Origin of the sequence: Nostoc sp., assembly GCF_036917465.1 — a bacterium.
GTDB lineage: Bacteria > Cyanobacteriota > Cyanobacteriia > Cyanobacteriales > Nostocaceae > Nostoc.
This window is the reverse complement of record NZ_JBALDL010000059.1, coordinates 1-24,726: the sequence shown is the minus strand read 5'-3', so window position 1 is coordinate 24,726 and position 24,726 is coordinate 1. Positions and strand designations below refer to the sequence as shown.

Annotated in this window: 19 protein-coding genes, 1 tRNA gene and 1 pseudogene; 6 read left to right on the top strand and 15 right to left on the bottom strand. The window is 42.0% G+C overall.

Features of this window, described 5'->3' with window-relative positions; translation table 11 throughout:
- Window positions 1-5: 5 nt before the first annotated feature.
- Window positions 6-1,049, top strand: coding sequence for a M42 family metallopeptidase (locus V7K38_RS12405; RefSeq protein WP_334858348.1), 1,044 nt, complete (start codon window positions 6-8; stop codon window positions 1,047-1,049).
- Window positions 1,050-1,413: 364 nt separating this feature from the next.
- Here the strand turns inward: V7K38_RS12405 and V7K38_RS12400 are convergent, their stop codons facing one another.
- Entirely contained in the window at window positions 1,414-1,623 is a 210-nt protein-coding gene (locus tag V7K38_RS12400; RefSeq protein ID WP_334858138.1) for a hypothetical protein, read from the bottom strand.
- A gap of 783 nt (window positions 1,624-2,406) precedes the next feature.
- Between V7K38_RS12400 and V7K38_RS12395 the strand changes: the two genes are divergently transcribed.
- Entirely contained in the window at window positions 2,407-2,700 is a 294-nt protein-coding gene (locus tag V7K38_RS12395; protein WP_334858136.1) for a hypothetical protein, read from the top strand.
- Between the two features lie 129 nt (window positions 2,701-2,829).
- On the opposite strand, the gene V7K38_RS12390 is transcribed toward V7K38_RS12395, so the two are convergent.
- Window positions 2,830-2,901 (bottom strand) — tRNA-Thr (locus V7K38_RS12390).
- Between the two features lie 33 nt (window positions 2,902-2,934).
- Here V7K38_RS12390 and V7K38_RS12385 point away from each other — a divergent pair.
- Entirely contained in the window at window positions 2,935-3,228 is a 294-nt protein-coding gene (locus V7K38_RS12385; protein WP_334858134.1) for a DUF3493 domain-containing protein, read from the top strand.
- Window positions 3,229-3,440: 212 nt separating this feature from the next.
- Here the strand turns inward: V7K38_RS12385 and V7K38_RS12380 are convergent, their stop codons facing one another.
- From V7K38_RS12380 to V7K38_RS12340, 9 genes are all read right to left on the bottom strand, one after another.
- Window positions 3,441-5,135, bottom strand: a complete 1,695-nt coding sequence (locus V7K38_RS12380) for a DUF1565 domain-containing protein (protein WP_334858131.1) — start codon at window positions 5,133-5,135, stop codon at window positions 3,441-3,443.
- 762 nt (window positions 5,136-5,897) lie between these two features.
- Window positions 5,898-6,095, bottom strand: coding sequence for a hypothetical protein (locus V7K38_RS12375; RefSeq protein ID WP_334858129.1), 198 nt, complete (start codon window positions 6,093-6,095; stop codon window positions 5,898-5,900).
- A 152-nt stretch (window positions 6,096-6,247) separates the two neighbouring features.
- Window positions 6,248-6,877 carry a low-complexity tail membrane protein gene (locus V7K38_RS12370; protein WP_334858127.1) on the bottom strand — a complete coding sequence of 210 codons (630 nt, stop codon included), beginning with the start codon at window positions 6,875-6,877 and terminating at the stop codon, window positions 6,248-6,250.
- Window positions 6,878-6,980: 103 nt separating this feature from the next.
- Window positions 6,981-10,139 (bottom strand): translation initiation factor IF-2, encoded by a 3,159-nt coding sequence (infB, locus tag V7K38_RS12365; RefSeq protein WP_334858125.1) that lies wholly within the window; start codon window positions 10,137-10,139, stop codon window positions 6,981-6,983.
- A gap of 135 nt (window positions 10,140-10,274) precedes the next feature.
- Window positions 10,275-10,517, bottom strand: coding sequence for a hypothetical protein (locus V7K38_RS12360; protein WP_334858123.1), 243 nt, complete (start codon window positions 10,515-10,517; stop codon window positions 10,275-10,277).
- A gap of 105 nt (window positions 10,518-10,622) precedes the next feature.
- The gene (locus V7K38_RS12355; RefSeq protein ID WP_334858120.1) at window positions 10,623-10,892 is read right to left on the bottom strand and encodes a YlxR family protein; all 270 of its coding nucleotides are present in this window, start codon (window positions 10,890-10,892) and stop codon (window positions 10,623-10,625) included.
- A gap of 148 nt (window positions 10,893-11,040) precedes the next feature.
- The gene (nusA, locus tag V7K38_RS12350; protein WP_334858118.1) at window positions 11,041-12,324 is read right to left on the bottom strand and encodes a transcription termination factor NusA; all 1,284 of its coding nucleotides are present in this window, start codon (window positions 12,322-12,324) and stop codon (window positions 11,041-11,043) included.
- Between the two features lie 210 nt (window positions 12,325-12,534).
- Window positions 12,535-12,996, bottom strand: a complete 462-nt coding sequence (gene rimP / locus V7K38_RS12345; RefSeq protein WP_334858116.1) for a ribosome maturation factor RimP — start codon at window positions 12,994-12,996, stop codon at window positions 12,535-12,537.
- 203 nt (window positions 12,997-13,199) lie between these two features.
- A complete protein-coding gene (locus V7K38_RS12340; RefSeq protein WP_334858114.1) occupies window positions 13,200-14,648 on the bottom strand; it encodes a hypothetical protein in 1,449 nt (482 codons plus the stop codon).
- Window positions 14,649-15,285: 637 nt separating this feature from the next.
- On the opposite strand from V7K38_RS12340, the gene V7K38_RS12335 reads away from it, so the two are divergent.
- A complete protein-coding gene (locus V7K38_RS12335; RefSeq protein WP_334858112.1) occupies window positions 15,286-15,987 on the top strand; it encodes a peptidoglycan-binding domain-containing protein in 702 nt (233 codons plus the stop codon).
- A 31-nt stretch (window positions 15,988-16,018) separates the two neighbouring features.
- On the opposite strand, the pseudogene V7K38_RS12330 reads toward V7K38_RS12335, so the two are convergent.
- Window positions 16,019-16,282, bottom strand: a pseudogene (locus V7K38_RS12330) (SDH family Clp fold serine proteinase); the annotation flags it as partial.
- Window positions 16,283-16,855: 573 nt separating this feature from the next.
- On the opposite strand from V7K38_RS12330, the gene V7K38_RS12325 reads away from it, so the two are divergent.
- Window positions 16,856-18,124 carry a toll/interleukin-1 receptor domain-containing protein gene (locus tag V7K38_RS12325; RefSeq protein WP_334858110.1) on the top strand — a complete coding sequence of 423 codons (1,269 nt, stop codon included), beginning with the start codon at window positions 16,856-16,858 and terminating at the stop codon, window positions 18,122-18,124.
- Here the strand turns inward: V7K38_RS12325 and V7K38_RS12320 are convergent.
- Window positions 18,119-19,090 (bottom strand): c-type heme family protein, encoded by a 972-nt coding sequence (locus V7K38_RS12320; RefSeq protein ID WP_334858108.1) that lies wholly within the window; start codon window positions 19,088-19,090, stop codon window positions 18,119-18,121. The two genes, V7K38_RS12325 and V7K38_RS12320, sit on opposite strands and share 6 nt — an antisense overlap.
- A gap of 350 nt (window positions 19,091-19,440) precedes the next feature.
- Window positions 19,441-21,330: a serine/threonine-protein kinase gene (locus tag V7K38_RS12315; protein WP_334858106.1), complete on the bottom strand. Its 1,890-nt coding sequence runs from the start codon at window positions 21,328-21,330 to the stop codon at window positions 19,441-19,443.
- Between the two features lie 294 nt (window positions 21,331-21,624).
- Here V7K38_RS12315 and V7K38_RS12310 point away from each other — a divergent pair, with 294 nt between their 5' ends.
- Window positions 21,625-22,533: a c-type heme family protein gene (locus V7K38_RS12310; protein WP_334858104.1), complete on the top strand. Its 909-nt coding sequence runs from the start codon at window positions 21,625-21,627 to the stop codon at window positions 22,531-22,533.
- 209 nt (window positions 22,534-22,742) lie between these two features.
- Here the strand turns inward: V7K38_RS12310 and V7K38_RS12305 are convergent, their stop codons facing one another.
- The gene (locus tag V7K38_RS12305) at window positions 22,743-23,996 is read right to left on the bottom strand and encodes a serine/threonine-protein kinase (RefSeq protein ID WP_334858102.1); all 1,254 of its coding nucleotides are present in this window, start codon (window positions 23,994-23,996) and stop codon (window positions 22,743-22,745) included.
- Between the last annotated feature and the right edge of the window lie 730 nt (window positions 23,997-24,726).

Sequence of the window (24,726 nt, the reverse complement as noted above, 5' to 3'; positions counted from 1 at the left end):
TATTGATGTGGGATTACGATCGCTTATTTGAAATTATTGAAGAATTAGTCATGCACCATTCTCCGAGTGGTGCAGAAGCTGAGATTAACCAGCTGTTGATGCAAAGATTTGCGGCGCTGGGTGTAGAAGTGTGGTGCGATCGCGCCGATAATATTATTGCCAAGATTCCAGGGAAAAATCCAGACGGTGCGATCGCGATCACTGCACACAAAGACGAAATTGGTGCAATTGTCAAGAGTATCGGTGATGAAGGTCGTGTGGAAGTTCGTAAACTCGGCGGTTCTTTCCCGTGGGTTTACGGCGAAGGGGTGGTAGATTTGCTGGGAGATCACGAAACCATTATCGGTATTCTCAGCTTTGGTTCCCGCCATGTTTCCCACGAATCTCCTCAAAAAGTCCAGCAGGAAGATATTACTGTTAAGTGGGAAAATGCCTGGATTGAAACGAAGCTCACATCTGCTGAATTAGAAGCAGCTGGCATTCGCCCTGGAACTAAAATGGTAATCGGCAAGCATCGCAAGCGTCCAATTCGGTTAAAGGATCATATTGCTGGTTACACCTTGGATAATAAAGCCTCTGTTGCCATTTTGCTAGCTTTGGCTGAAAATCTGAAACAGCCAGCTGTTGATGTTTATTTGGTTGCTTCGGCTAAAGAAGAAGTAGGAGCAATTGGGGCGCTATTTTTCACCCAAAATCAACGTTTGGATGCCTTGATTGCTTTAGAAATTTGTCCATTATCCGAGGAATATCCTGTTAAAGATGGGGAAAGTCCTGTACTTTTATCTCAAGATGCTTATGGGATATATGATGAGGGGCTAAATGGACAACTGCGCCAATCTGCCAAACAACTCGACATACCAGTGCAGCTAACGATACTGAGCCAGTTTGGTAGTGATGCTTCCATTGCGATGAAATTTGGCCATGTAGCGCGTGCTGCGTGTTTGGCGTTTCCTACCCAAAATACACATGGTTATGAAATTGCTCATTTAGGAGCGATCGCTAACTGTATTGATTTATTAAAAGCTTTTTGCGAAACTGAGTTTGAGTGATGTGTCCAGGCTTTGACTTGAAGGAGCGATCGCATACTAACCCAAAATAGCGTGAATTTTTCTGCTTGTCGAAAATGCGCGATCGCACAGCAGAATTATTCCTACTGTTGATGTCGTGTCAGTGCGATCGCCACAATTTGCGTTTACTTTCCAAATGTCCTAAGTGCGGGGCTATGTTTAAAATCCCTGTTTTATGGAAGCAGGGGCGTTGTGATCGTTGCCGCTTTCCGTTTGAGGAGATGGTAACTGCTCAAAAGTTGTTTATCTAGGGTATTTGAAGAAATTTAAATTAGCTTTCATTTACAGAAAAGGCGTAGTTACCATCTGGAAATCGGAGAACTGGAACCCAGAAAGGCACTCCATCCTAACCACCTTGAGGATCAACCTCACCTTTTAATCTAGTCATTAATAATGCGGGATAGTTACGGTCAACTCCATAAGGTATTGTTCCTGCATCACCAGATAAAACACTGCCAAGCTGAGTATAGTTTTTACTAGCGTTTTTCTTCAGATTAGAATCTAAATTGACAATTACTAATGTAGCCGTATTTTGGTATCTCGGCTGATATTTCAATTTTTAAGATTGTCCCTTAATTGTTGATGCACGCGTTAGCGTAGCTCGCCGCAGGCATCGCACCAGAAAAGAATCACAGTTTGTCCCTGACAAAGCACCTCTAATGCCGCTTGCTTGTCAAACTCTAACAGTTGCAAAGGTTGTTTAGGCGATCGCCCAGTGGCAGTTTCAGGTAAAACAAGGGTGCGATACCTGGGTTGAGCTACGCCAACGCATTTGTTATTTCGAGGTTCGCATTTGTTATTTCGAGGTTCGCATTTGTTATTTCGGGGTATGCATTTGTTATTTCGGGGTATGCATTTGTTATTTCGGGGTTCGCATTTGTTATTTCGAGGTACGCATTTGTTATTTCGGGGTATGCATTTGTTATTTCGGGGTATGCATTTGTTATTTCGGGGTACGCATTTGTTATTTCGGGGTTCGCATTTGTTATTTCGGGGTTCGCATTTATAGATTTTGTGATTACTGTTGCTGATTGTACTTATTCTAAAATAAGAAATCGATATGAAAAATAAGTAAAAACACAGACAAACTCGTAATTATTTCGTTGAACTTTTAATGAAATAAATCCACAAAACTACCCATCTCAGGCAAAAAGATATTCCACTATGTTGAAAAAGGAATTATTAAAAAAGGATGTGTTATGTCTTTAAAAACTCGTGGTTCTGCTGCTGTTGACAAAGCCCAACTTCGTCTCGCCTTGCTTATATTGATGAAAATCTGGATTTAGGACATGGGTTAACCATTGAAGCCTACAACCACCTAATCAATACTACCCGTGCGATGGTAGAAGCTAATAATACGCTGGTTTCCAATCTGGAAGAATCGCGTAAAACAGTAACCCAGATGGATAAAACTCTCTCCGAAATATCTGAACGAATGCTAAGTGGAATTGCAACTGTCTACGGCAGAAACAGTATAGAGTATTCCAAAGCTGGCGGATCTAATCGCAAACGAAATAAACAATCTACTTCAAAAGTTACTCCACTTGTAGCGGTTCTTACTACTCAACCTACTCAAGCTGCAATTGCCAATGCGTCAACCAACGGTAATCGCAAAACTCCTTTGCTACAATAATCTACCTGACTTAAAAATGGGAGCAGGGGTGTTAAATTAGTTATTAAAGCCTCTCTCCCAATCAATTTGGTACATCTGAGTTAGTCAAGTATGTAGACAAACTTGACTATTGAAGAATACCTTTATCAAAGCCGATGATGGGATTTGAACCCACGGCCTGCTGATTACGAATCAGCTGCTCTACCACTGAGCCACATCGGCGTACACAATCTAAGAGTATAACATGATTTAATCATGGTAAATAAAAATCCTAAAAATCGCCTTAACCCTGAACAATATGCCAGCCTCAAAGCAGAAATAGCCGCTCCTTATCGCGGGTTACGACAATTTTTCTACATCGCTTTCGCTGCTTCTGGCTCACTCGGTGCATTCGTCTTTTTCTTCCAAGTCCTTGCTGGACGCAATGTTGAGAGTGCAATGCCAAGTTTAGCTCTCCAAGTAGGAATCGTTGCCCTAATGGTCTTCCTCTGGCGCTGGGAACAGCGTGGGCAACAACGCCCCCAATCGGGTAAAAATCCTAATTCCTGAAGGCAGTCTACCAGTTTAAATCCAAACTGGGCATCGAGTTACTGATTGCAAAAATCTCTAATAAACTAGAAATTCGTTGAAACGGGGTCAGCTATATTTAAAGACCCCAAGTTTTATGTTTAAAAACCCCCAAAATTAATAAAACTCACAATATTGGAAGCGCCAGACTAACAAATTATCAGTCTGGCGCTTCCAATTTGCTAAGTAGGCATTTACTGAGCTGTTACCAAATAGGATGAAGGAATTGCTTGGGCACGTCCAGCATTGACGAGTGCCTGGTAGACAAAGGCAGCAACTTCGGCTCTAGTCGCTTGACGATTAGGATTGAGTTGCTTTGCTGTAGGATAGTTGATCACTAGTTGCCGTGCAGTTGCAGCAGCTACAGGAGCGATCGCATAATTAGGAATCTGGGCAGCATCGGTGTAAAAGGAAAGGACATTCTGATTCTTGGCAGTTAAGCCCAAACCATTAGCTAAAGCTACTAACACCTGCACTCTAGGAATTTGCTGCTGTGGCTTAAAAGTGCCATCAGGATAACCAGCAACAAATTGACTCTGGTAAGCAGATTGAATTGCAGCGTAAGCCCAAAAATTGGTTGCTACATCTTTAAATTTAATACCTGCGCGTTTGTTTGGTGGTGTTAAGGCTTTAGTGACAATAGTAGCGAATTGAGCGCGGGTTACAGGTTCATTGGGTTTAAAACTGCCATCAGGAAAGCCAGCAATAATATTTTGAGAAGCTAAAGCTTCGATGTAGGTTTTTGCCCAGTAATTTGCTGGCACATCTTTAAAAGCAACAGGCCCTCCAGGAGGTGCATCAACAGTTGCAGCAACGAAATTTACTGATCCAAAAATCTTTTTCTGATCGATATCGTTGCCAATAGCGACTATTTGACCGCTTTTAGTGGCGTTGTTCACATCATAACGAGTGTTATTGCGGATAAGATTGCCACCAGAACTTTCGTTGGTGCCAAGGTCGGGTAGAGCATTAACAGTTGCTACTACGCCATCGCGTTTATTATTCTGAATGACATTCTTACGCAATACAGGCTTTGCTGACTCTGAGATAAAAAGACCATCTTGGTTTTCGATGATTTGGTTTTCCACAACTAGGGGTGTGGAAGTGCCACCGATCGCTAGACCAAAACCAGTATCCTGAAATAAGTTACCCCGAATTTCTCCTTGAGCAGCTTTAGTTATTGAAATCCCATTGCCTTTGTTTTGCACAAAGGTGTTACTTTCAATTTTAGGATTGCCTGTACCCGTAACAAAAACACCCTCTCTAACACTGTTAGTAAAAGTATTGTTTTTGATAGTGGGATTAGTTGACTCCACCCACACAGCCGTACCCCGACTATTTGGATTGGTAACGGTGACACCAGTAATCGTGGTATCTTGTTCGGCAAGGATGCTAATGTCCTGTCTGGCAAAGGTGCGACTAGTATAGAAACCTCCACCTGTAATTAATATCTCCTGACCTTTACTACCTTCATCACCTCGCAGTGTTACCCCTGGTTTAAGCAATAACGGAAAAGTTTCGCCACTGTCCTGGTTATAGTTTCCAGGTGCTAATTGAATAACTGTACCTGCTTGGGCTTGACTGAGAGCGAAACTGATGCTTTTGTAGGGTGCAGCTGACGTTGTACCACGACCAGCACTATCTGCACCAGTTGCGGGATTAACGTAAATCGCTGCGGCGCTTGTCGGAACTTGCGCTGTGAGAGTTGGAGCGATACCTTCTCGGTGAGTCGCACCAGCATTAACCGCACCCGGTAGTAATATTGACCCACTAGAAACAACAAGCAAAGCCGTTAGTCCGGCTCCCACGCGCAAAGTATATCTGAGATGACTACTAGAAAGAAGGCGAAAATTTTTCGCAAGAGTAATGTGAAAACCCCGATATTTCATTTTTTGAGTCTGTGATGTGCTGAATTAGGATATGTAGAACAAGGTTAAAGCTAGCAGCTTTGTAGCTGCTGTAAAACCCATGCAAAACTATACTGGATGATTAGCACTGATTCAGCTAATTTCCTTAGATACATCACAGAACTTATACATTAGTTATATTAGATTTAGAAAATTCTACTAGTACATCACCGAGGAAGTTTGCCTGCATTTTACAAGGGTTAGATAAGTTGCTTGAGCAACTTGTCTAACCCTTGTCTGCTTAATTGAGATGATAACTGGATTTTGCCAGTAGATGAAAATAAACCCTGTATTTTTAGATGGAGTCTTGAATAGGTAGGCTGGTAATTGTATTTTTTTAGATAAAATTAGTCAATTTATTTCTACGCTGTTTGGGCGACAGGCTTTATGAAGCGTTTTAGTACTTTCTCTCTGCGATTCCAGACGTGGAGGTGTTGCTGATTAAAATGATTAATGGGACTTAGACAAAAACTAGCCAGAAAAAACTATTAAATGTATATAGAGAGAAACTTTGACATCGTGTTGGCTAATTTCTTCATATATCTGGGTTTCAATAATTTTTGAGCCTTTGGTGTATTTTCCTTGTCCTGTATAGCTTTGAGGCTCGTTTTCGCCTCAAAAATGTTTAAGTCCCGTTAAGAATAATTCTACAAATGAATCGGAAGTTGATAGCGATCGCTTAGAGTTGGCGTTTAGACGAGTTTCGCACCGGGAACAAACAACCCTAGAAGATTTATTTGCTGTTTAATAAGCTAAAGTTTCTAAAGTTTCCCTTAAATACCGTTGTACTTGCTGTTCCAAGCGAATTCCGTGTAATTGAGCATCACGCTCTACTTGCCAGCGTTGAAAACCGGAACTGGTGGAGATCGCACATTTGAGACTATACCAAATTTCAGTGTCAGCAGAAAATTGGCGATCGCTAGAAGCTGGAATTTGAGCCATAGTTCCTCATTCCTTTGTTTTAACTTCAAGGCTAACTGGGCATTGGGAATGGGGCATTGGGGATTGGGCAATAATTAATACTTTTTCTCCCCCTGCTTCCCCTGCCTCTGCTACTGCTTATTTATAGCCTTTTCAAGTAAAAAATATTACTTTCAGGGCTGTGATGAATCTGTATTAATCCTAAACAAGGATTGCAATAATCGGGGGACGATTTGATTAACCCGTACTCCTAAAATCGTGAAATCCTGCTTAATCTTTTCTAAAGATAATGGCTCTATGCCAGCGAATTCTGTGTCATTAGTCACTAAAACTCGCATTACACTCACAGGTATTTGTAAAAATAGATTGCTGCCCAAAAACGCTAAACCCGCAAACAATAGTGCAACGCTACGCCATTGTGGGAGAAATTTAGCTGAATTTGCTACTAATGGGGCAATTTGGTAAAGCTGCCACAGCACCCAAACTGATAATACTGCTGCCACTAATGCCAGGATACGATTTAACTTTGTATTAATTAAACAGAGAATTTTTCGCTGCCGTTCGGTTAGATTTTCTGGCTTTAGGGCTATTCCTAAAAGAGCAAATATATAAAAAGGGCGACGTAACTGCATCCATAGCAAAGGGAGAATACCAATGGCGGCAACTAAAAATAGCTCCATCCAAACTGGCAAAAACGGCTCGCCTACAGACAAAAACAATAAGCAGAGGACTAAAAAAACAGGCAACGTCGCCAATCCAGCGACGTGAATCCACAAAATAGGTTCAGAGCGAAATGAATGCATAATAAAAAGTTATGAGTTAAGAGTTAGGAGTTAGGAATTAGCAGCCTTTAACTCCTAACTCCTAATTGATTACTCCTAACTTCTAACCATTTTACCCTTAACACTATCTCGTTAAGGTGAGAGTGCGACGCTTCGTAACCATCTGATAGGATTCGATGATGTCACCTTCAACCCAATCATTGAATTTATCCATGCCGACACCGCATTCGTAACCGGCGTTAACTTCACGAGTATCTTCTTTCATCCGTTTTAGGGAATCAAGAACGCCTTCAAAGATCACCTTACCGCCACGTCGCACCCTGACTTTGCAGTTGCGAACTAGCTTGCCAGATTGAACGTAACAACCGGCAACAGCACCGCGACCGACTGGGAAGACGGCACGGACTTCGGTTTGACCCAAGGGTTCTTCCACCAACTCTGGTTCCAAAAGACCTTCCAAGGCATCTTGGATATCTTCTAGGAGTTTGTAGATGACGTTGTATTCTCGGACATCTACACCCGCTTCATCGGCGGCTTGTCTAGCGCCACTGGCAAAGGTGGTGTTGAAGCCAATGATTACAGCGTTACTGGCAGCTGCTAAATCGATATCTGTCTCGGTGATTTCCCCAGCAGTAGCCAAGAGCATCCGAATTTGGACTTCGTTTTGCGGGATTTGCTTGAGCGCTCCCACAATGGCTTCTACGGAACCTTGTACGTCTCCTTTCAAGATCAAGTTGAGTTCTTTCAACTCGCCTTCTTGGGCTTGAGCCGACAGGGTTGTCAGGGTAACACGACCTTGTAATAGGCGTGATAGGCGTTGTCTATCGGCGCGATCGCTAGCGAGGGATCTGGCTTCTTTTTCGTTCTGGAAGACCTCGAACTCATCGCCTGCTGCTGGCACATCACTTAAACCCAACACCTCGACAGCAAAGGAAGGAGAAGCAATGTCTACTCTCTTACTTCTGTCATCCACCATCGCCCGGACTTTCCCGAAGGCCGAACCAGCTACTAAGATATCTCCCACATGCAGGGTACCATTCTGAATTAGGAGGGTAGCAACTGCTCCCTTAGCTTTATCCAGATGGGCTTCAATGACAGTTCCTTTGGCAGCACGATCTGGGTTAGCAGATAGTTCTCCGACTTCTGCTACTAGCAGAATCATCTCTAAGAGCGTATCTAGATTTTCACCTCTGATGGCGCTCACCGGAACCATAATTGTCTCACCACCCCAGTCTTCTGCGGTCAGACCATACTGGGTCAGTTCTTGTTTCACCCGCTCAGGTTGTGCCCCTTCTTTGTCAATCTTGTTAATGGCTACAACAATTGGCACTCCCGCAGCTTGGGCGTGGCTAATGGCTTCAATGGTTTGGGGACGCACACCATCATCAGCGGCCACTACCAACACGGCAATGTCTGTTACCCTAGCTCCTCTAGCCCGCATCGCTGTAAAGGCTTCGTGACCAGGGGTATCCAAGAAGACTATCTGCTGTGGTTTGCCCTCATGTTCTATATCCACATGGTATGCACCGATATGTTGAGTAATACCACCAGCTTCGCCAGCAGCCACTTTTGTTTTGCGAATTGAGTCGAGCAGGGTTGTTTTACCGTGGTCTACGTGACCCATGATTGTCACGACTGGCGGACGGCGGTGGAGATATTCTAAATCTTCTGCGCCGACCATTTCGGTAATTTTCCGAGCTTCTGCTTCTCGCTCGACGGTTTCAACTTCTATTTCTAGTTCTTTTCCTACCAGGGTAATTGTGGGAATATCTAGATTTTGAGTGATACTCACCGCCATACCCTTAAGGAACAGGATTTTCACAATCTCTGTATCGGCGACCGCTAAAACGTCAGACAGTTCTTGCACAGTCAAGGGGCCTGTGATCGTCACCTTTTCGGGGCGATCGCGCTTTGTGTCGGCTTCTTGTTGGCGACGGTTATTGTGATGGTCACGGCCAGAACCAGATTTAGAACCAGGTTTCCTACTTCCTCTAGCAGTTGGGGCGCTAGCAAGGCTTACACCCGGCATCTGTACAGGTCGAGTTGCTTTTGGTTTGGGAGGACGAGCGATAGAAAGGCTAACTTGGACGGTTGCTGGTGAATCGATATCGTCATCATCCAACAAATCTTCTTCAAATTCATCGTCCAGTATCGGCTTGATCCGCTTTCCTTTAACGCCAGCTTTAGCCTTCTCTTTAACTTCGTCGATTATTTCCTCTTCTACCCACTTCTTGCCGCCTTTGGTCGGACGAGGTGGGCTTGGGCGTTTCAAGTCGAGGAGATCGGGTGGTGCAACTGGCTCATCACCCATTCCTTGAGATTTGCCGGCTATTCCTGACATTTGTCTGGGTGGAGTAGCGATCGGCATTGCGGCTGCTACACCTTCACCAGGACGTGCTGGCCTTGGTCTTGGCCCGTCTCCTATTGATGGTGCAGATGGTCTATTGACCCTCTGCTCTGGTCTGGTGGGTGCAGGGGTGGAGCGAGCCTGTCTTTGTGGTGCGCCTGGTGCAGACTGGTCAGTTGGGAGTTTGGCAACTCTCGGCTTAACTTGTTCGCGATCGCCTTCAACAGGTTTTACCCGTTGGTCGCGTTTGATGAGAATTGGTTTATCTGCTTGAGACACCTGCTCATCTTGCACCTCGGCAACTTCAGCCGCCGGTCTTGGCGGTGGGGCAGCTAATTGCGGTTTGATCGGTTTTTCCGCTTTCGGTCTGGGTGCAACTACTTTTTCTGGTTTTTGCGATGCTACTTTTTCCTGTGCCTGATTTTGATTAGGCGTTTGTTCCAAGTCGGTGACAGGAGGTTGCTCTTGAGTCTCAGATTGAGTCCGGGGCACAGGTCGAGTTGGTGCTGCCGGCTTCATGGGTGAGACTGGTGTAGCAAAAGGCCGTGGAGGTGAGGGAGGATTAGCTTCAGACAAGGCAGCTTGGGTATTGTTGGCAACTGACGCATCAGGGGCGTTGGAGGTAGTATTTCTCAATATTGTGGGTTTGCGTATTTCCAAAATTTGCTGTTTGTGGGGTGCAGCAGGTCGGTTACGTCCGCCGTTTGGTGGTGAATTTGGTTTATGGCTGGTTGTACCTAGTTCCTTTTTGGCCGACACATTCGTAGTTGCAAGCTTTTCTGCTGCCGCCCGGATGTTTTCTGCCTCGGATTCTGAAATCGTGCTGCTATGACTTTTGACTGAGATGTCGAGCTGCTCGCAAATTGCTAATAGCTCTTTGTTATCCAAATTCAATTCCTTTGATAATTCATAAATTCTAACTTTACCGTTGGTCATCCACTCTTCCCCTTTAATTTACAGTTTTAGCGGATGGTTGCCTGGTTTGCGACATCTCCATCCTTGGATTACTGTTTTTAGACTGCCGTTTAGTTTTTGCCGGTGCCTCCAATCAGGAAAGAGAGATGTTTCGGTTTAATAATGGCATCCCCACCAGGAATGATGGTTGAGGGATACCCATAAAAATTTTTTAAATAAAAGATTTTTATCGGAACCCTTGATGCCGAACTGCGCCTGAGCGCTACCAGGTTGCCATTTTGTAGTTTCTTGTTTTGTTGATTCTGAATCTTCCACAACACAATCGATTACATCTTGATTCTGGGAATGTTGCCTCGCCCCTCTTACTTTATTGGAGAGCCGAATGACTTTTACACCCATTTACTATTTTGGCACTAACCTTAACGATCGATAGAGGGTGTGATAAAAGCACGACTTCGGCTTTCGCACAATTCCTCTGGTGATAACGTCACAAAGTTGTTCCAATTAAATTTGGTTTTGGGTATTGCTGATGGCTAGACGTTGCGACAAGCTTTGGTACAGTGTTTCTGGCACTGATGCATGTAGCGATCGCCCTAGTCGATTTTTTTTTTGAGCCGCTTGTAAGCAACTCATTTGTGGACAAAGATAGGCGGAACGCCCCATGCCCTGATCTAATTGTACCTTTCCCGATGGAAAGACGCGGACAATCCGCCAAAACTCATTTTTGGAGCCTACTTTCCGGCAACTAATACAGCGCCGATAATTTGGTTTCATCAGTTTTCTGCGATCGCAGTCCAGCATTCTGGGTGTAAAAATAAGTTTTTTATTACTATTTTTTACTTATACCAAGCCGTCTTCTAAGAAATACTCCTTGAGACGCAGACTACAATCAACATTATCAAAACTTTACAAGATTGAGTAATTACTCGTCATCATTACTGTCAAAAGTATCCTCCTCTTCTAAGTCGTCCTGATTTTCATCTTCTAATTCTTCCTCAAACTCAAGATCATCATCCTCTTGCTCTGACTGATATTTTGCTCTGACAGCTGTAAATTTCTCATCCTCTCCTGCATAGTCGTATTTAGCTTTATCTTTGATGTCTATTTTCCAACCAGTCAGGCGGGCTGCTAAACGGACGTTTTGCCCTTCTTTTCCAATAGCTAAACTTAGTTGATCTTCAGCTACGAGTACGTGAGTTTGCCGGGATTCTGGATCCATCAGACGCACTTCATCCACTCGTGCTGGACTTAAGGCATTGGCGATGTATGTTGCTGGGTCTGGCGACCAGCGAATTACATCTATTTTTTCACCGCGTAATTCGTTAACTACCACTTGGATTCGCGATCCCCTGGCTCCAATACAAGCACCAACTGGGTCTACATCGCGATCAAGGGTATCTACTGCTATTTTAGTCCGGGGGCCGACATAACGAGAGGGGGGGTTTGCCTCCCTCGCTACGGCAACAATCCGTACCACTTCGTCTTCGATTTCTGGGACTTCGTTAGCAAATAGATAAACTACCAAACCAGCATCGGCACGAGATACAAGTAGCTGTGGCCCTCGTTGCTGACCTTGAGAAACTTTTTTGAGATAGACCTTGAAGGTGGCATTTGCCCGATAATTATCGTTGGGCAACTGTTCCCGCTTTGGTAATTCGGCTTCTACTTCTGGCTGACCAAAACCACTGCTAACTGCTAGAACTACTGATTGGCGCTCAAACCGCAGGACTCTTGCTTGCAGAACAGTTCCTTCTAAATCCTGGAACTCTTCTTGCACCATCTGGCGCTGTTGATCCCGTAATTTTTGCGCCAATACCTGCTTGGTTTGCATTGCTGCCATCCGACCAAATTCTCCTTGGTCGGGAGTCACATCCAGTACAACAGAGTCCCCTAACTGCGCTTCAGGAGCTACTTGTTGAACTTCGTTTAGGGATATCTGATGGTCTGTGTTATTGACTTCTTCAACAATGGTTTTGGTGGAAAGAACGCGAAATCCTTCTCCGTCAATATCTAGTTCTACTTCAAAATTTTCAAAATAATCTTCGTCAAACTGTTTGCGTTCTAAATTTTGGGCGCGACGATAACGTTCGTAGCCTTTGAGTAGTGCTTCTCTTATAGCTGATTGAACTGCAAGACGGGGTAAATTCCGCTCACGACTTATACTCTCAATTAATTCTTTTAATCCAGGTAAAGTAACCATTGACATAAGCAATCTCCTTTAAAAATTAGGGACTGGGGACTGGGGACTGGGGACTGGGGACTGGGGACTGGGGACTGAAAACTACGCATTAGAGCCAGGGATTAGAGAATAGCTTTTTACTAATCCCTAACCTCTAGCCCTTAGCTCCTAGCTCCTAACCTCTAGCCTCTAGCCAAGCTGTCTCTAGTCTCTAACTCCTAAGCCCTAGCCCTTTGTTTATCGGCGCTCCTCTAGCTGCACCTTCGTAATTAGGGAGCGGGGAATTTCGACTACACGACCTTTTTGGTTTAAGTAAAGTGTTGTCTCATCCCGGCGAATCAACTGACCAATCCACTCTTGTTGTCCTTCGTAGGGGGGCGTTGTGGAGATAATGACAGGAAATCCTTTAAAGGAAATAAACTCCCTGTCTGTTACCAGTTGCCGCGAAATACCAGGACTAGACACTTCCAAGACGTAGGCATCTGGAACGAATTCCGCAGCATCTAAGGAGGCTTCTAAAGCACGGCTCATCCTCTCGCAATCATTCAATCCGGTCTCTTGCTGAGGATTGCGAATGTCTACCCGCAACACTGGTGGACTTTGGTGAGTGTGAAAAACCACATCAACCACTTCCAATCCCAGTTCTTCTGCTACTGGTGTCGCCAAATCAATAATTTGTGGAACTAAAGGATGAGCCATGTGAGAATTCAATAAAAAAAGTGGGCACTGACCCACTTCCTGCGATAGGTATATCTTCCAAGAAGTCTTGTGACGAATCAATGATGGTTCGCCCTCATTCGAGTTTAGCGCATTTAATGGATAGTCGAGTATTGGGGATTGGGCATTATTCTTTCTCCCCCTACTTTCCCTGCTTCCCCTACTCCCCCTGCCCTCTGCCCCCTCTACCCTTCCCGTATTTCTGGGAGAGCGGTGCTTTTTTTAACGACTGCTGGAACTGATGCTTGTGTGCGTAGTTGCCTGGTTTGCTCGATAATTTGATCTATGTCTTCTTGAGACAAACGCTGGACGTAGTTGATTTTGATTTCCTCTAAGAAGTCAAAAAGTAAACTCTGAATTTCGGAAAGTACGTGTTTTTCCTTGATTTCAGAACCCAAGGCTTCGCTAAAGCTTTGCACGAGTTGACTGGTGAGTTTTGCGCCAACGGGGTCTTCAACAGCGCTAACTAAAGTTTTGTAAAGATTAGTTGTGATTTGGGTCGCAAGTTGTTCGCTTAACTGGGTTTGGGCCTGTCCAAGTCCAGGGAGATTCTGGAGGTTGCGGTAAACGGGGACTTGATGGAAGACGGTTTCGATATTGTGGCGCAAAATGGCAACGATCGCAGGTTGAATATCAGGTAACACTTGGTAAACAATTGTTTTTACCAAAAGACTGGCGATCGCTTCTACTTCATTCACATTATTAATATCTATGTAGGGACGTAAATTTTCTTGTTGTGAGAGCCAGTGGGTTAACTCACCTCGCTGAATTGAACCCTGAACCTGGTTAATTACCCTTACCACTACAACTTCTGTGAGTTCTTCGGCAAAATTGGCGACAATCCCCTGATGAATTTGCTTCCGCACTGGATGGAGATGCAATAAATGCGCTTGATCGAGGCGGACTAATACAGGCAAGATTCGCAACCACCGCCAAAATGGTACTACTAGAAGTAGGTCGTACCAACGCCACAATAGTGCTTCAAACCAGCTTAAACCAGGATGTCGGCGTTTGATCAAGAAGCTACGCCCCAGTAATTCTAGGCCGAATAAAATCACAAAGGGTAAGTCAAGAATCCAGAAATTATCAACAAATTCGCCATTTTCACCGATTTGGCGGTAGTAGTTAGAGGCAATCAAAGGGCGGATGCTCTCGTTAAAAAATTTAATTTCTTGATCCCAGCCCTTTTGTGATAAATAAGGCTGACTCCAAAAAGTGGCAAAGGACTGTTTTGCAGATTCGTTACCGATGTGCGATCGCATCCGCTTTTTGATTTTTTCCAGAGTTCCACTTTTATTCACTCCCGCAAAGGGGTTACTGTCAATCATCTCGCTGCTAAGACGACTTATTTGGATTAGCCTGCTATTTACCTGAGAAGACTCTAATCCTGTTTGCCTGACTTGTTCTTCTAATACGTCTACTGTTTCTAGATAACTTTTTGTGTCTCGATGGGGTTCAATACCTTTTATTGGATCGTAAATCTGAATAACTTGGGGAAGTTTTCGTAAGTAGAAATCTCGCCAAGGTACGTAACCTAAATCAAACACAACTAAACCTAAATTTACTGTGGCAGTAATTGCCATAATTCTTTCAAACCAAAGATTACGCCGCTTAGAAGATTTTATGTCTTTCATTTTTTGGAGATTTTGAATATAAGCTCTTTCATCTATTAATTTTCGTCTCTTTTCAAGCAAGTACAGCAATTTGCACTTAAATAGACTCAGTAAAGATGCATGTATGTGTATCTATGTGAACTTAACGTTAAAAGGATACTTGTAAATAAAGGTAAGACTTACGCAAAAAATAGCCCAAACATTGATTTTCCGGTAGACGCAAAGCGGCTACTCTACGAGTTCTCCAACGCAGTACCCTCTGCCTATACCGCGTGTACTTTTGCGTAAGTCCTAAGAGGGCTTTAACCCTTGTTAATTTTCTCTTAACCAAGCCTTTTCTCCTGGGTTTATATAGCCGCGAAGGTAATTCACGGAGGCTTAAGTTGACATTAATGCATGTATGTGCGTTTATACCGTAATTTAGTGTTCAAAGAATATATTCGGTTCAAATCATAACCGCCGCATCTCAGTTTGTAGAAAATACTTATTTTGATAGATGACGTAAATGCTTTTTTGTGCAGAGTGCAATTTTGGCAAAAATAAATTACAAATTATTCAAAAATCATTAAAAAACTGTGAAAAAAGTTATTAAACAAACTTAAAATGCAGCTGTTAACATTTATAATCCTGCTGATTTAATCCAAAGGAGTTTTCAGATATGTGGTGTGGGTTTGGAAAATCAAGCGCGACTTTTGCTGTTACTTGCCTGATAAGTGCTAGTGTAGTAATTGCAGACACAGGTTTCGCAGCCTCTCAACGTAGCTACACGCCCCAGCAATTCCGTGCTGTGTTGCGAGGGTTAGGCTATAACGTCAAGGTAACAAATGGTGCTTTGACGGATGAGGAAACTAAAAAGGCAATTCGTGAATTTCAAACAGGTTATAAGCTAAAACCAGCTGATGGGATAGCAGGGCCAAAAACCCAAGCTTATGCTGCTAACATCGTTCAAATTCTGAAAACAAATTTGAATGCAGTAGTTAAGCCTAATCCTCCCCTACCGCGCGATCATTTTTATGGCCCACAAATGGAAGCCGCAGTAAAGGTGTATCAGAAGAAATATCAGTTGCAAGAAACTGGGATTGCTAATTTAGCACTCCGCCAAAAGCTGAATGAAGAAGCAAAGACAGTCTTCAGTCAGCCAACGGCTACACCATCTCCTACACCGACGACTAAACCAACAACTAAGCCGACGACTAAACCAACAACTAAACCGACGGCTAAACCGATGGCTACGCCAATGGCGACACCAACGGCTAAACCGATGGCGACACCAACTGCTACACCAATGGCAACACCAATGGCGACACCAACTGCTACGCCAACATCTACACCAACTGCTACGCCAACATCTACACCTTAATCGTCACAAAAAACTCCTACGCCAAAACCCATCAAACTATCTGATTTGGTTCTTCTAAGGGTCTGCCCTTGGGCATAGGTAGAATTCGACGGGGGTCATTGTAAGGTATAGGAATGTACTGTACGCTGGGTCGCCCACCTTGTGGCTGTGGGTACAAATCCATGAGATCGTAAATAGAATGGGGCAGCCCGACAGTTATGGGCAGCCCCATTTCTGTTGCTTCTTCAATAGTTATGGGATAATCGTGGGTGACGCGCCCGGTTGTCAAGGTTTAGATAATCGATTCGATATTTTCTGCCGTCATTATTGTGACAAGTTTTGAGCGATCGCAGTTCTATCTGTAGGTTTAAAACTATTGAACCATACTCAGCAAAAAGATTATGAATTATCAGTAAAACAAAAAGTTTTTCCCAAAGAGTGATGCCTACGGTTTTTGTTAGCCTACGCTAATCACACTTGCATAGATTAAAGTGCTATAGACTACCTATTTTATAATTAATGCTTATACTGCTCTGAATTAAGTAAAGGCAAAAAATTTTCTGTACTTTTCCGAATTGTCATCAAGCCAATATGTAGCTAAGGGCTAGCATTTGGTATATATGTAGTTATTCGCTCATTTTTAATTAAATATATATTCTAATTTTAGAATACCTATACCTGAGAAGGGTTCCAAGTTTTGTAGGAAAAACTTCATCTCCCTCTTTATTCGTTGTTTATAGTTCAAATGAACTAGCTAATAGCAATGTATACAACGGCCTACCCTACACAGTTTTGAGAAAGTTTGAAAACACCGTCAGTAATTTAAAAACTTAGATCGAAATAAGTGAACGGACAGCTTAAATAATGCACCTTCTGGAGTTGTAATAACATGGCAGGTAAATCGGTTGAACTTTTTATTTCCTACTCACATAGAGATGAAGAACTTCGGCAGCAATTAGATAAGCACTTAGCTTCCCTAAAGCGGCAAAAAGTGATAGAGGCTTGGCATGATCGCAAAATTGAAGCAGGGATGGAGTGGGCAAAGCAAATCGATGATAACCTGAACAAAGCTGACATAATCTTGCTGTTGATTAGCCCTGATTTTATTTTCTCAAATTATTGCTCTGAAATTGAAATGGAACAGGCAATTAAGCGGCATGAGGCTGGAGAAGCGATAGTCGTCCCCATTATCTTAGAACCCTGTGACTGGACATGGCTTCCTTTCAGCAAATACCAAGCTTTTCCCAAGAATGCAAAGCCGATAACTACTTGGACAAATGCAAACGAAGCCTTATTGGATGTGGTTCAGGGAATTCGTACAGTAGTTGAACGTTTATTTGAGCAGCGCCAGCAAGAACTAAAGGACAAGGAAACAGCACAGGATCGATATCTTAAGAAGGTTGAGGAGATTTTATCTTTTGATGGAGAGATATCTATCCCTGCACAAGATACGTTAGATGAAATTCGAGAAGAATTGAGATTAACTCCTGAAGAAGCTGACGAATTAAAAACCCGCGCTTTTGCACCTTATAAAAAGTATAAGGAAAATCTACAAAGATACGAGAAAACTTTCCTTAAGATAATTCAACATGAGTATCCCCTTAGTGATAAAAGCAAAGAAGCTTTGAAGCTTCGTCAAAGGGATTTAGGCATTAAATCTGAGGATGCCGAGCAAATTGAAAAACGGATTCTCACTCAGATAAAAGCTAACGATCAAAATCAAGTCAAAGAAGAAGATTCTCAAAGACAGCGACAACAAGAAGCGGAAAGAAACAAACAGCTAGAGCTAAAAAAACAACGAGAGAAAGTTAATAGTTTTCAAAAGTCTTTAGAAGTTAAAAACGACGATATAGCCCCCATCGCAGCTCAATTGACACCACTGATAAAAGAGTTGCAGCAACAGCGAGAGGTTTTTTCAAATAGCATTGAAATCGCTCAAAAATCTCAATCAACAACCGAAACATTCACTGCCATTGACCCAACATTTTTAGAGCGTTGTCAACGAGAACTCGCCCGTTATATTGGACCAGTGGCACGTTTTATTATGGAGGATACTCTCGCTGAACATCCACGAATACTACCACAACAACTGATTGAGTTACTATCTACCGAAATTCCCAATCCTCAAAATGCAAAACAGTTCAAGGAAAATCTATGATGGCTCATCGTGACTGCGATCTCTTTGTTTGACAAGCTTTTTGAGGGTAATTTCTAAACTTGTTTTCATGCGCATAAAAGCATCGGCTAAACGCCCTATCTCATCATTTGAGTGTTTATTGAATTGAACATCCATGTCGCCTAAACTTACTGCCTCTGCAACTTCAGTTATTCGATTAAGAGGTTGAACAACATATTGTTTCAGCCAGAGGGTTGCTAAGAATATAGTCATAGCAAAAATCCCGGTAAAAATTCCTAAAATGATGAGAAAATTTTGATTGGTAATTTTATATATTTGATCAGCAGGGACGTAAATAATCTTAGTACCGATAATTTTGTTCAATTCCCAGCCAAACCCTTGATTAGCTCCATATTTATTTTGTTCATAGTAAATCTGTAATGATTTAGGAGAATTATTTAGACTGATATGACAGTTCAAGCAATTACTTTGAGTGATTTTGAGAGGACGAGCAGTATAAAAAATCTTTTCTCCATTTATCACGAGAAAACCTTGATCTATATTTTGATTTTGCCCCGCTAATTTATCTTGTTGGCTTAATTTCTTTATAATCTTTATCTCCTCATCTGTAGCTTTATCCTTGGGATTAGTCGGGTTAATCATCGCATCTTTATAATGATATTTTCCGTATATATCTTTGTAGCTATTAATAAGAATATCAAATACTCCACGTACAGCGTAGGAAGGAATAGACTCTAATAAAATTTTCTCTTCTGATTGCTTCTCTAACAGAGGATTCACTTTATCCTGGTTATACTTCCGAACAGAGTCCATAGTTGAGATGAGTACATTAGATTGTGTACTTAGTTCATTCCTAGCATTCCCAAGGAGAATATTATAATAAATAACGCTACTGACAATAATCCCTCCCAAAAAAATTGTGAGCATTAGGGTAGTCAGTTTCTTGCTTAGGTTAAAATTTTTCGGTATTAGCGCAAATATTTTCATTATTTTGAGCCTATCCTTAATTTAATATGTACTGAATTTGTTTGATATAGGATTACTATTTGATTTTTGAACGAAATTAGGTATTGTAGAGTGTGTTAGAACGGAGTTCGTAACGCACTATTCTCAAGGGTTTGATGCGTTACGCTATCGCTAACACATCCTACGGATATTTTCAGAAATCAAACCGGATTCCTATATTGTTTAATCGAATTCTAGCCGTGGCTCAATGACAGGTAACACTCTGATAGTAAATTGACCTTCTTATATATTCTGCTTACGCATTACTTTTAAGAATATTTTGACTACTTTCTTCCACGTCATTCTCAACGTTATAAATTACAAATTATTTACTACCCCCGTCGCCAAATTTTTATAGTATCGTCATCACCTCCGCTAACTAGGGTTTGGCCATCTGGGCTGAAGGCGACGCATCGAACATAGCTAGAGTGTCCGATAAGTGTGCTAATTTCTCTACCACTGTGTAAATGCCACAGTTTGATAGTGTTATCCCAACTGCCACTAGCGAGAAATTGCCTATCCTGGCTAAAAGCAACTGACCAAACCGAATCAGAATGACCAGTGAGAGTGCGAATTTCTCTGCCTGTGTTTACATGCCACAATTTAATTGTGTTGTCACCACTACCACTGGCGATAATTTCCCCATCCTGACTGAAGGCGATACAGTTGACGAAGAAAGAATGACCCACTAATGTAGCGATGTTTCTGCCTGTGTATACTTGCCACAGTTTGATAGTGTAGTCATTACTACCACTAGCTACCAGTTGTCTATCCTGGCTGTTAGTTACAGGTATTTTCGGAGAGTAAGCTACTGACGAAACTGAGTCAGAATGGCCGGTGAGACTTTGGATTTCTATACCAGTGTTTACCTGCCACAGTTTAATTTTCCAGTCAGCACTGCCACTAGCGAGAAACTTGCCATCTGGACTAAAGGCAACAGAATTCACCCAGTTGGTATGACCCGTCAGGGTGCGAATTTCTTTCCCTGTGTTTACATCCCATAATTTGATCGTATTATCCCAGCTACCGCTAGCCAAGATCCCCCAGTTCAAATCTGTGTTTCCCGCAGATTTGCCTGACTCTCCTTGATAAGAAAGCTTTGCTGAAATGGGGCTAAAGGCGAGGGAATGAACCATACTAGAATGACCAGAAGACCAACGACCCATTTGACGCACTAGCTTGCCAGTACCCAGTTGCCAAAGTTTAATAGTATGGTCATTACTGCCACTGGCAATAAATTGTCCATCTGGGCTAATGGCGATCGCATGAACCATACTAGAATGACCTTTGATGGTCTGTACGCACTGCCAATTCTGTTGATCTAATACAACAGGTGGAGGTAATTTGACTCTAGGTGTTATTACCAGGGTAGATGTTGCTGGTGCTATATCTCTACTAGTATCAGTGCCCAATAAATCTAACCACTCCTGCACAGACTGGGGACGATAAGTAGACTCCAAATCCATGCCGCACATAATAGCTTGATTTACCCTATTGCTGATATTGGGATTAAAATATTGCGGTGGTTCTAAATTAATATTGTGTCGTCTATCATCTGCGTTCGTCGGTATCACTGCGGTAAGCAAATTATATAAAGTAGCGGCTAAGGCGTAGATGTCAATGTATTCTCCTCGCGGCGCTTCCGATTCATACTGCTCAGGTGGGGCAAAACCAGGAGTACGATACACTGTATGTCTTTGGATTACATTGGGGATAAATTCTCTAGCGATGCCAAAGTCTATCAACACTGCTTCTAATTTTCCAATGCGGATCATAATGTTGCGTGGTTTGAGATCCCGATGCAGCAATCCTTTAGAATGGATTAGTGTCAAAGCATCGCCAATTTGTTGAATGTACAGCAGTGCTTCTGCTTCTGATAGCACTCCAACCCGTCTTAGGTACTGTGCTAAGTCTTCACCTTCGATGTACTCCATCACCATGCAAGGAAAATTTGCATCATCGAAGATGGTTTCTATTTCTACTATATGGGGATGGTGACACACAGCCAGCCTAACTGCTTCATCACGAAAGTCTTGCCGTAACTTGTTTCGGTGGAGTATCCAAGCGGGGTGGTTCAGGATTTCTTCTTTGAGAGTTTTAATCACTCGCAGTTGATTCCCTTGATTTCTGGCAAGATAAGTAATGCCAATTCCGCCTTCACCTAGTTGGCTTTCGATAATGTAGCGTCCCCCGAATAAAGACTTTCCTGCATTCCACACCATTAGTAATATTTGACAATTGCTGGTATTTATTTTGGCACAGTATTTAAACAGCCAATACGAATTTTTGGGAATTCAATTTGAATCGCTGTTGTAGCTTTTTGGGACTGAGTTACTTAGAGAACATTTTCATTAACCTCAATAATTACTAATAGTATAAAGTTGTGTATACCCTAATAGTTTTAGCTAAACGATGCCTTTATACCTAAAGATCAGAATTGACTGATAATAGTAGAGTAAACGATGACTTTCGCTATATTTGTTCATAATAATTTGACTTGTAGGTAATCTGTAATTATGCTAAAAAATCTCAATTTGAAACAAAAGTTTACAATTTTGTTACTAATAATTTTGACATTCGGTTTGAGCTTGAGTGGATTTGCTCTTTCTTCTCTGCTTAGGGAGAATGCTAAACAAGATATTAGCTCAACTGGACTCATGCTCATGCAAACCATGAGTTCTGTTCGTAAATACACCAGTACTCAAGTTAATCCAGAGCTAGCTGATAAATTGGCAACAGAGTTTTTGCCGCAAAGTGTGCCTGCATACTCAGCGCGGGAAGTATTTGAGATTTTACGAAAAACAGCAGATTATCGTGACTTTTTTTATAAAGAAGCAACTCTTAATCCTACAAATCTTCGGGATAAAGCTGACGGTTTTGAGACGGAAATTGTCGAAAAATTTAGAAACAAATCAGACCTTAAAGAACTGAGTGGATTTCGCTCAATTCCTGGAGGGGATATCTTTTATATTGCTCGTCCATTACCAATTTCTGAAGAAAGCTGTCTTAAGTGTCATAGCGTACCCGAAGCTGCACCTCAAAGTATGATTACTCTTTATGGTACAGCTAATGGATTTGGATGGAAACTGAATGAAATTATCGGCGCTCAGATTATATCAGTACCAGCGAATAATGTCATCAGCAAAGCCAATCAGTCTTCTTTGGTAATTATCCTAATTGTATCAACTATTTTTATAGCAACGATCTTGTTAGTTAACTTGTTCTTGAATCGACAGGTTGTTATACCTCTCAAACGTATGACTCGCGTAGCTGAAGAAGTTAGTACAGGACACATGGAAGTTGAATTTGAGCAGATGTCTAATGATGAAATCGGTAATTTAGCTAAAGCCTTTAAACGGATGCAGTTAAGTTTAGAAATGGCAATGAAGAGAATCAAACGTACTCAGGGAAGTATAGGGGATTAAAATAATTCGTAATGACGCTAGCTGAATTGCCACGGCTACGCTCTAGGCGGAGCTATGCCGCAGGCTTTACGTAATTCGTGATTAAGTTTTATAACGGAAATTTAGATGCAGCCATTTATAGTGGTGGCGTTGAATTGCTATTAAGTTAAAACACTATAATTGAATTAAAGAATTTAATATTATTTCTAAATTAATATGATTCCAAATATTTATGATGATAAGCTTTTTTTGAATTCAAAAGCTGCTTGAGAGTCAGGAATTTGTCTTACTATAAGTTCAACGAATTGGTCAGGTGGAATGTAAGGATTTTCAGATAATATTTCATCTATAATCAGATTTGCCATCGGCCCGATGTGGTAGGCTAACTGTTGCTGACAATGTTTGATAAATCCTGTTTGGAGCGAAGGTTGTTGTTGTTCAATTGGCTTAGTTTGTGGACTAATAGGTAAACCAGGCGAACTAAAAATTGTTTCTATAGATTGGTTGTATGACTGTGATATTGCCGACATAGCCTGAAACTCAGGATTAAATATTGTGGCAGGCAAATCATCAGGTATTATTGCATGAGATATCGCCACTTCTTCTAGTTCTCCAATCCGCTCTAAATCTTGAATAACTTCCTTAGCTGTTTGGTATCGCTTGTTAGGTCTGTCTGCCAACATGCAATCAAGTATTTGAGCGAACTCATCAGTAACATAAGTATAATAACGCCAGTTCCATTCAAGTGAGTATTGATCCATTAGTAAAGATGGATCTCTACCGGTGAGCAGTACAATAGCTGTTACACCTAAAGCATAAAGGTCACTGGAGGGCGAACATAAACCCAAGCTAATCTGTTCGCGGGGAGCATATCCCACTTTACCTACAAGGGACATTTTGCCAACAAATGTTACCTGATGGTTAGAACTTTTCGCCTCGTTCATGTCAGCAATTTGCTTACCAACACCGAAATCAATCAGCACTGGCATCTCCTCGCCATCAGGTAACATGATGTTGTCAGGAGAAATATCTCGATGGATAATGTTGTGGTGGTGGACATATTCCAAAACAGGTAACAGATTCTTTAGCCACTGTATAACTTCGTCTTCAGAAAAATTTCTTCCTTGACGTTGAAGTTCTCCCAACAGCCTAGAATATGTTTTACCGTCAACATACTCTTGTACCAGAAATAACCGACCATCCCCTTCAAAGCAAGCCAAAAACTTCGGAATTTGAGGATGTTGCAATTGATGAAGAATTTTTGCTTCTCTTTTAAATAAGTTGCGATATTGTTCTAGTCCATTTTCCCCTGTACCAATGGGTGCAAATTCTTTGAGAACACAAGCTTCATTAAACCGCCGAGTGTCAAATGCCAAGTAAGTCCGCCCCAATCCTCCCTGTCCCAGAAGTTTTTGGATAATATAGCGGTTATCAATTAGAGTTCCAGATGCTATTTCTGGTCTTGTGGTATGGGACTGTGACATCTCATCGCACTCCTAGCGATTTTGTTGTTGATAGATTATCTAGTTTGCTGAAAGTCAGAAACTCTAGCAGATAAAGACTGATAACATCCTTAAAATTGAGGTTAGCACCACTATCAACACAAGGAAATACACTTTTCTACAATCTTTTGAGGGCGTTGTGTGACCAAATAAACAACTTCTATCTGAATAGTCCGATCGTACTATCCATACTTAGGTATTTTAGCAGTCGGAACAGAAACAGTGTCTGCGGTAATATCTGCAAGTGTTCAGAGCATCACCTTTGGGATTGGCATCTGAACGACATTTTGCCCCTAGTAACCCAATTGGCACTGATTTGGGGAACAGTAAGCATATAGGGTGACTTCATGGTTTTTCAGAGAACTGAGGTTGCCATAGACTTGCCGAAGGTAAATATTATATATATTTCAAGTGCCAAATATGCGATCGCTCTCAAAAATTAATCTTTATGGGAGCCAACGTTGTTATTTGATAGCTACTTCGGCATCAACTATCAAAGTTTTCAATACAGGTGATTCCTCAAAAGCAGAAAATTATCCTGTGTATACGAAAATACTCCTAGAGTTACAATAATTCATCTAGTTCATTAGGGTTCACACCTAACTGATGCAAACGTTCTGCTAAGTAGGTGGGCGTGAGATAACCACAATGTGTAACAATAAGTAAATACAGTAAGCCAGAAAATTAAGTATAAAAAATGCCAGCACGTCTC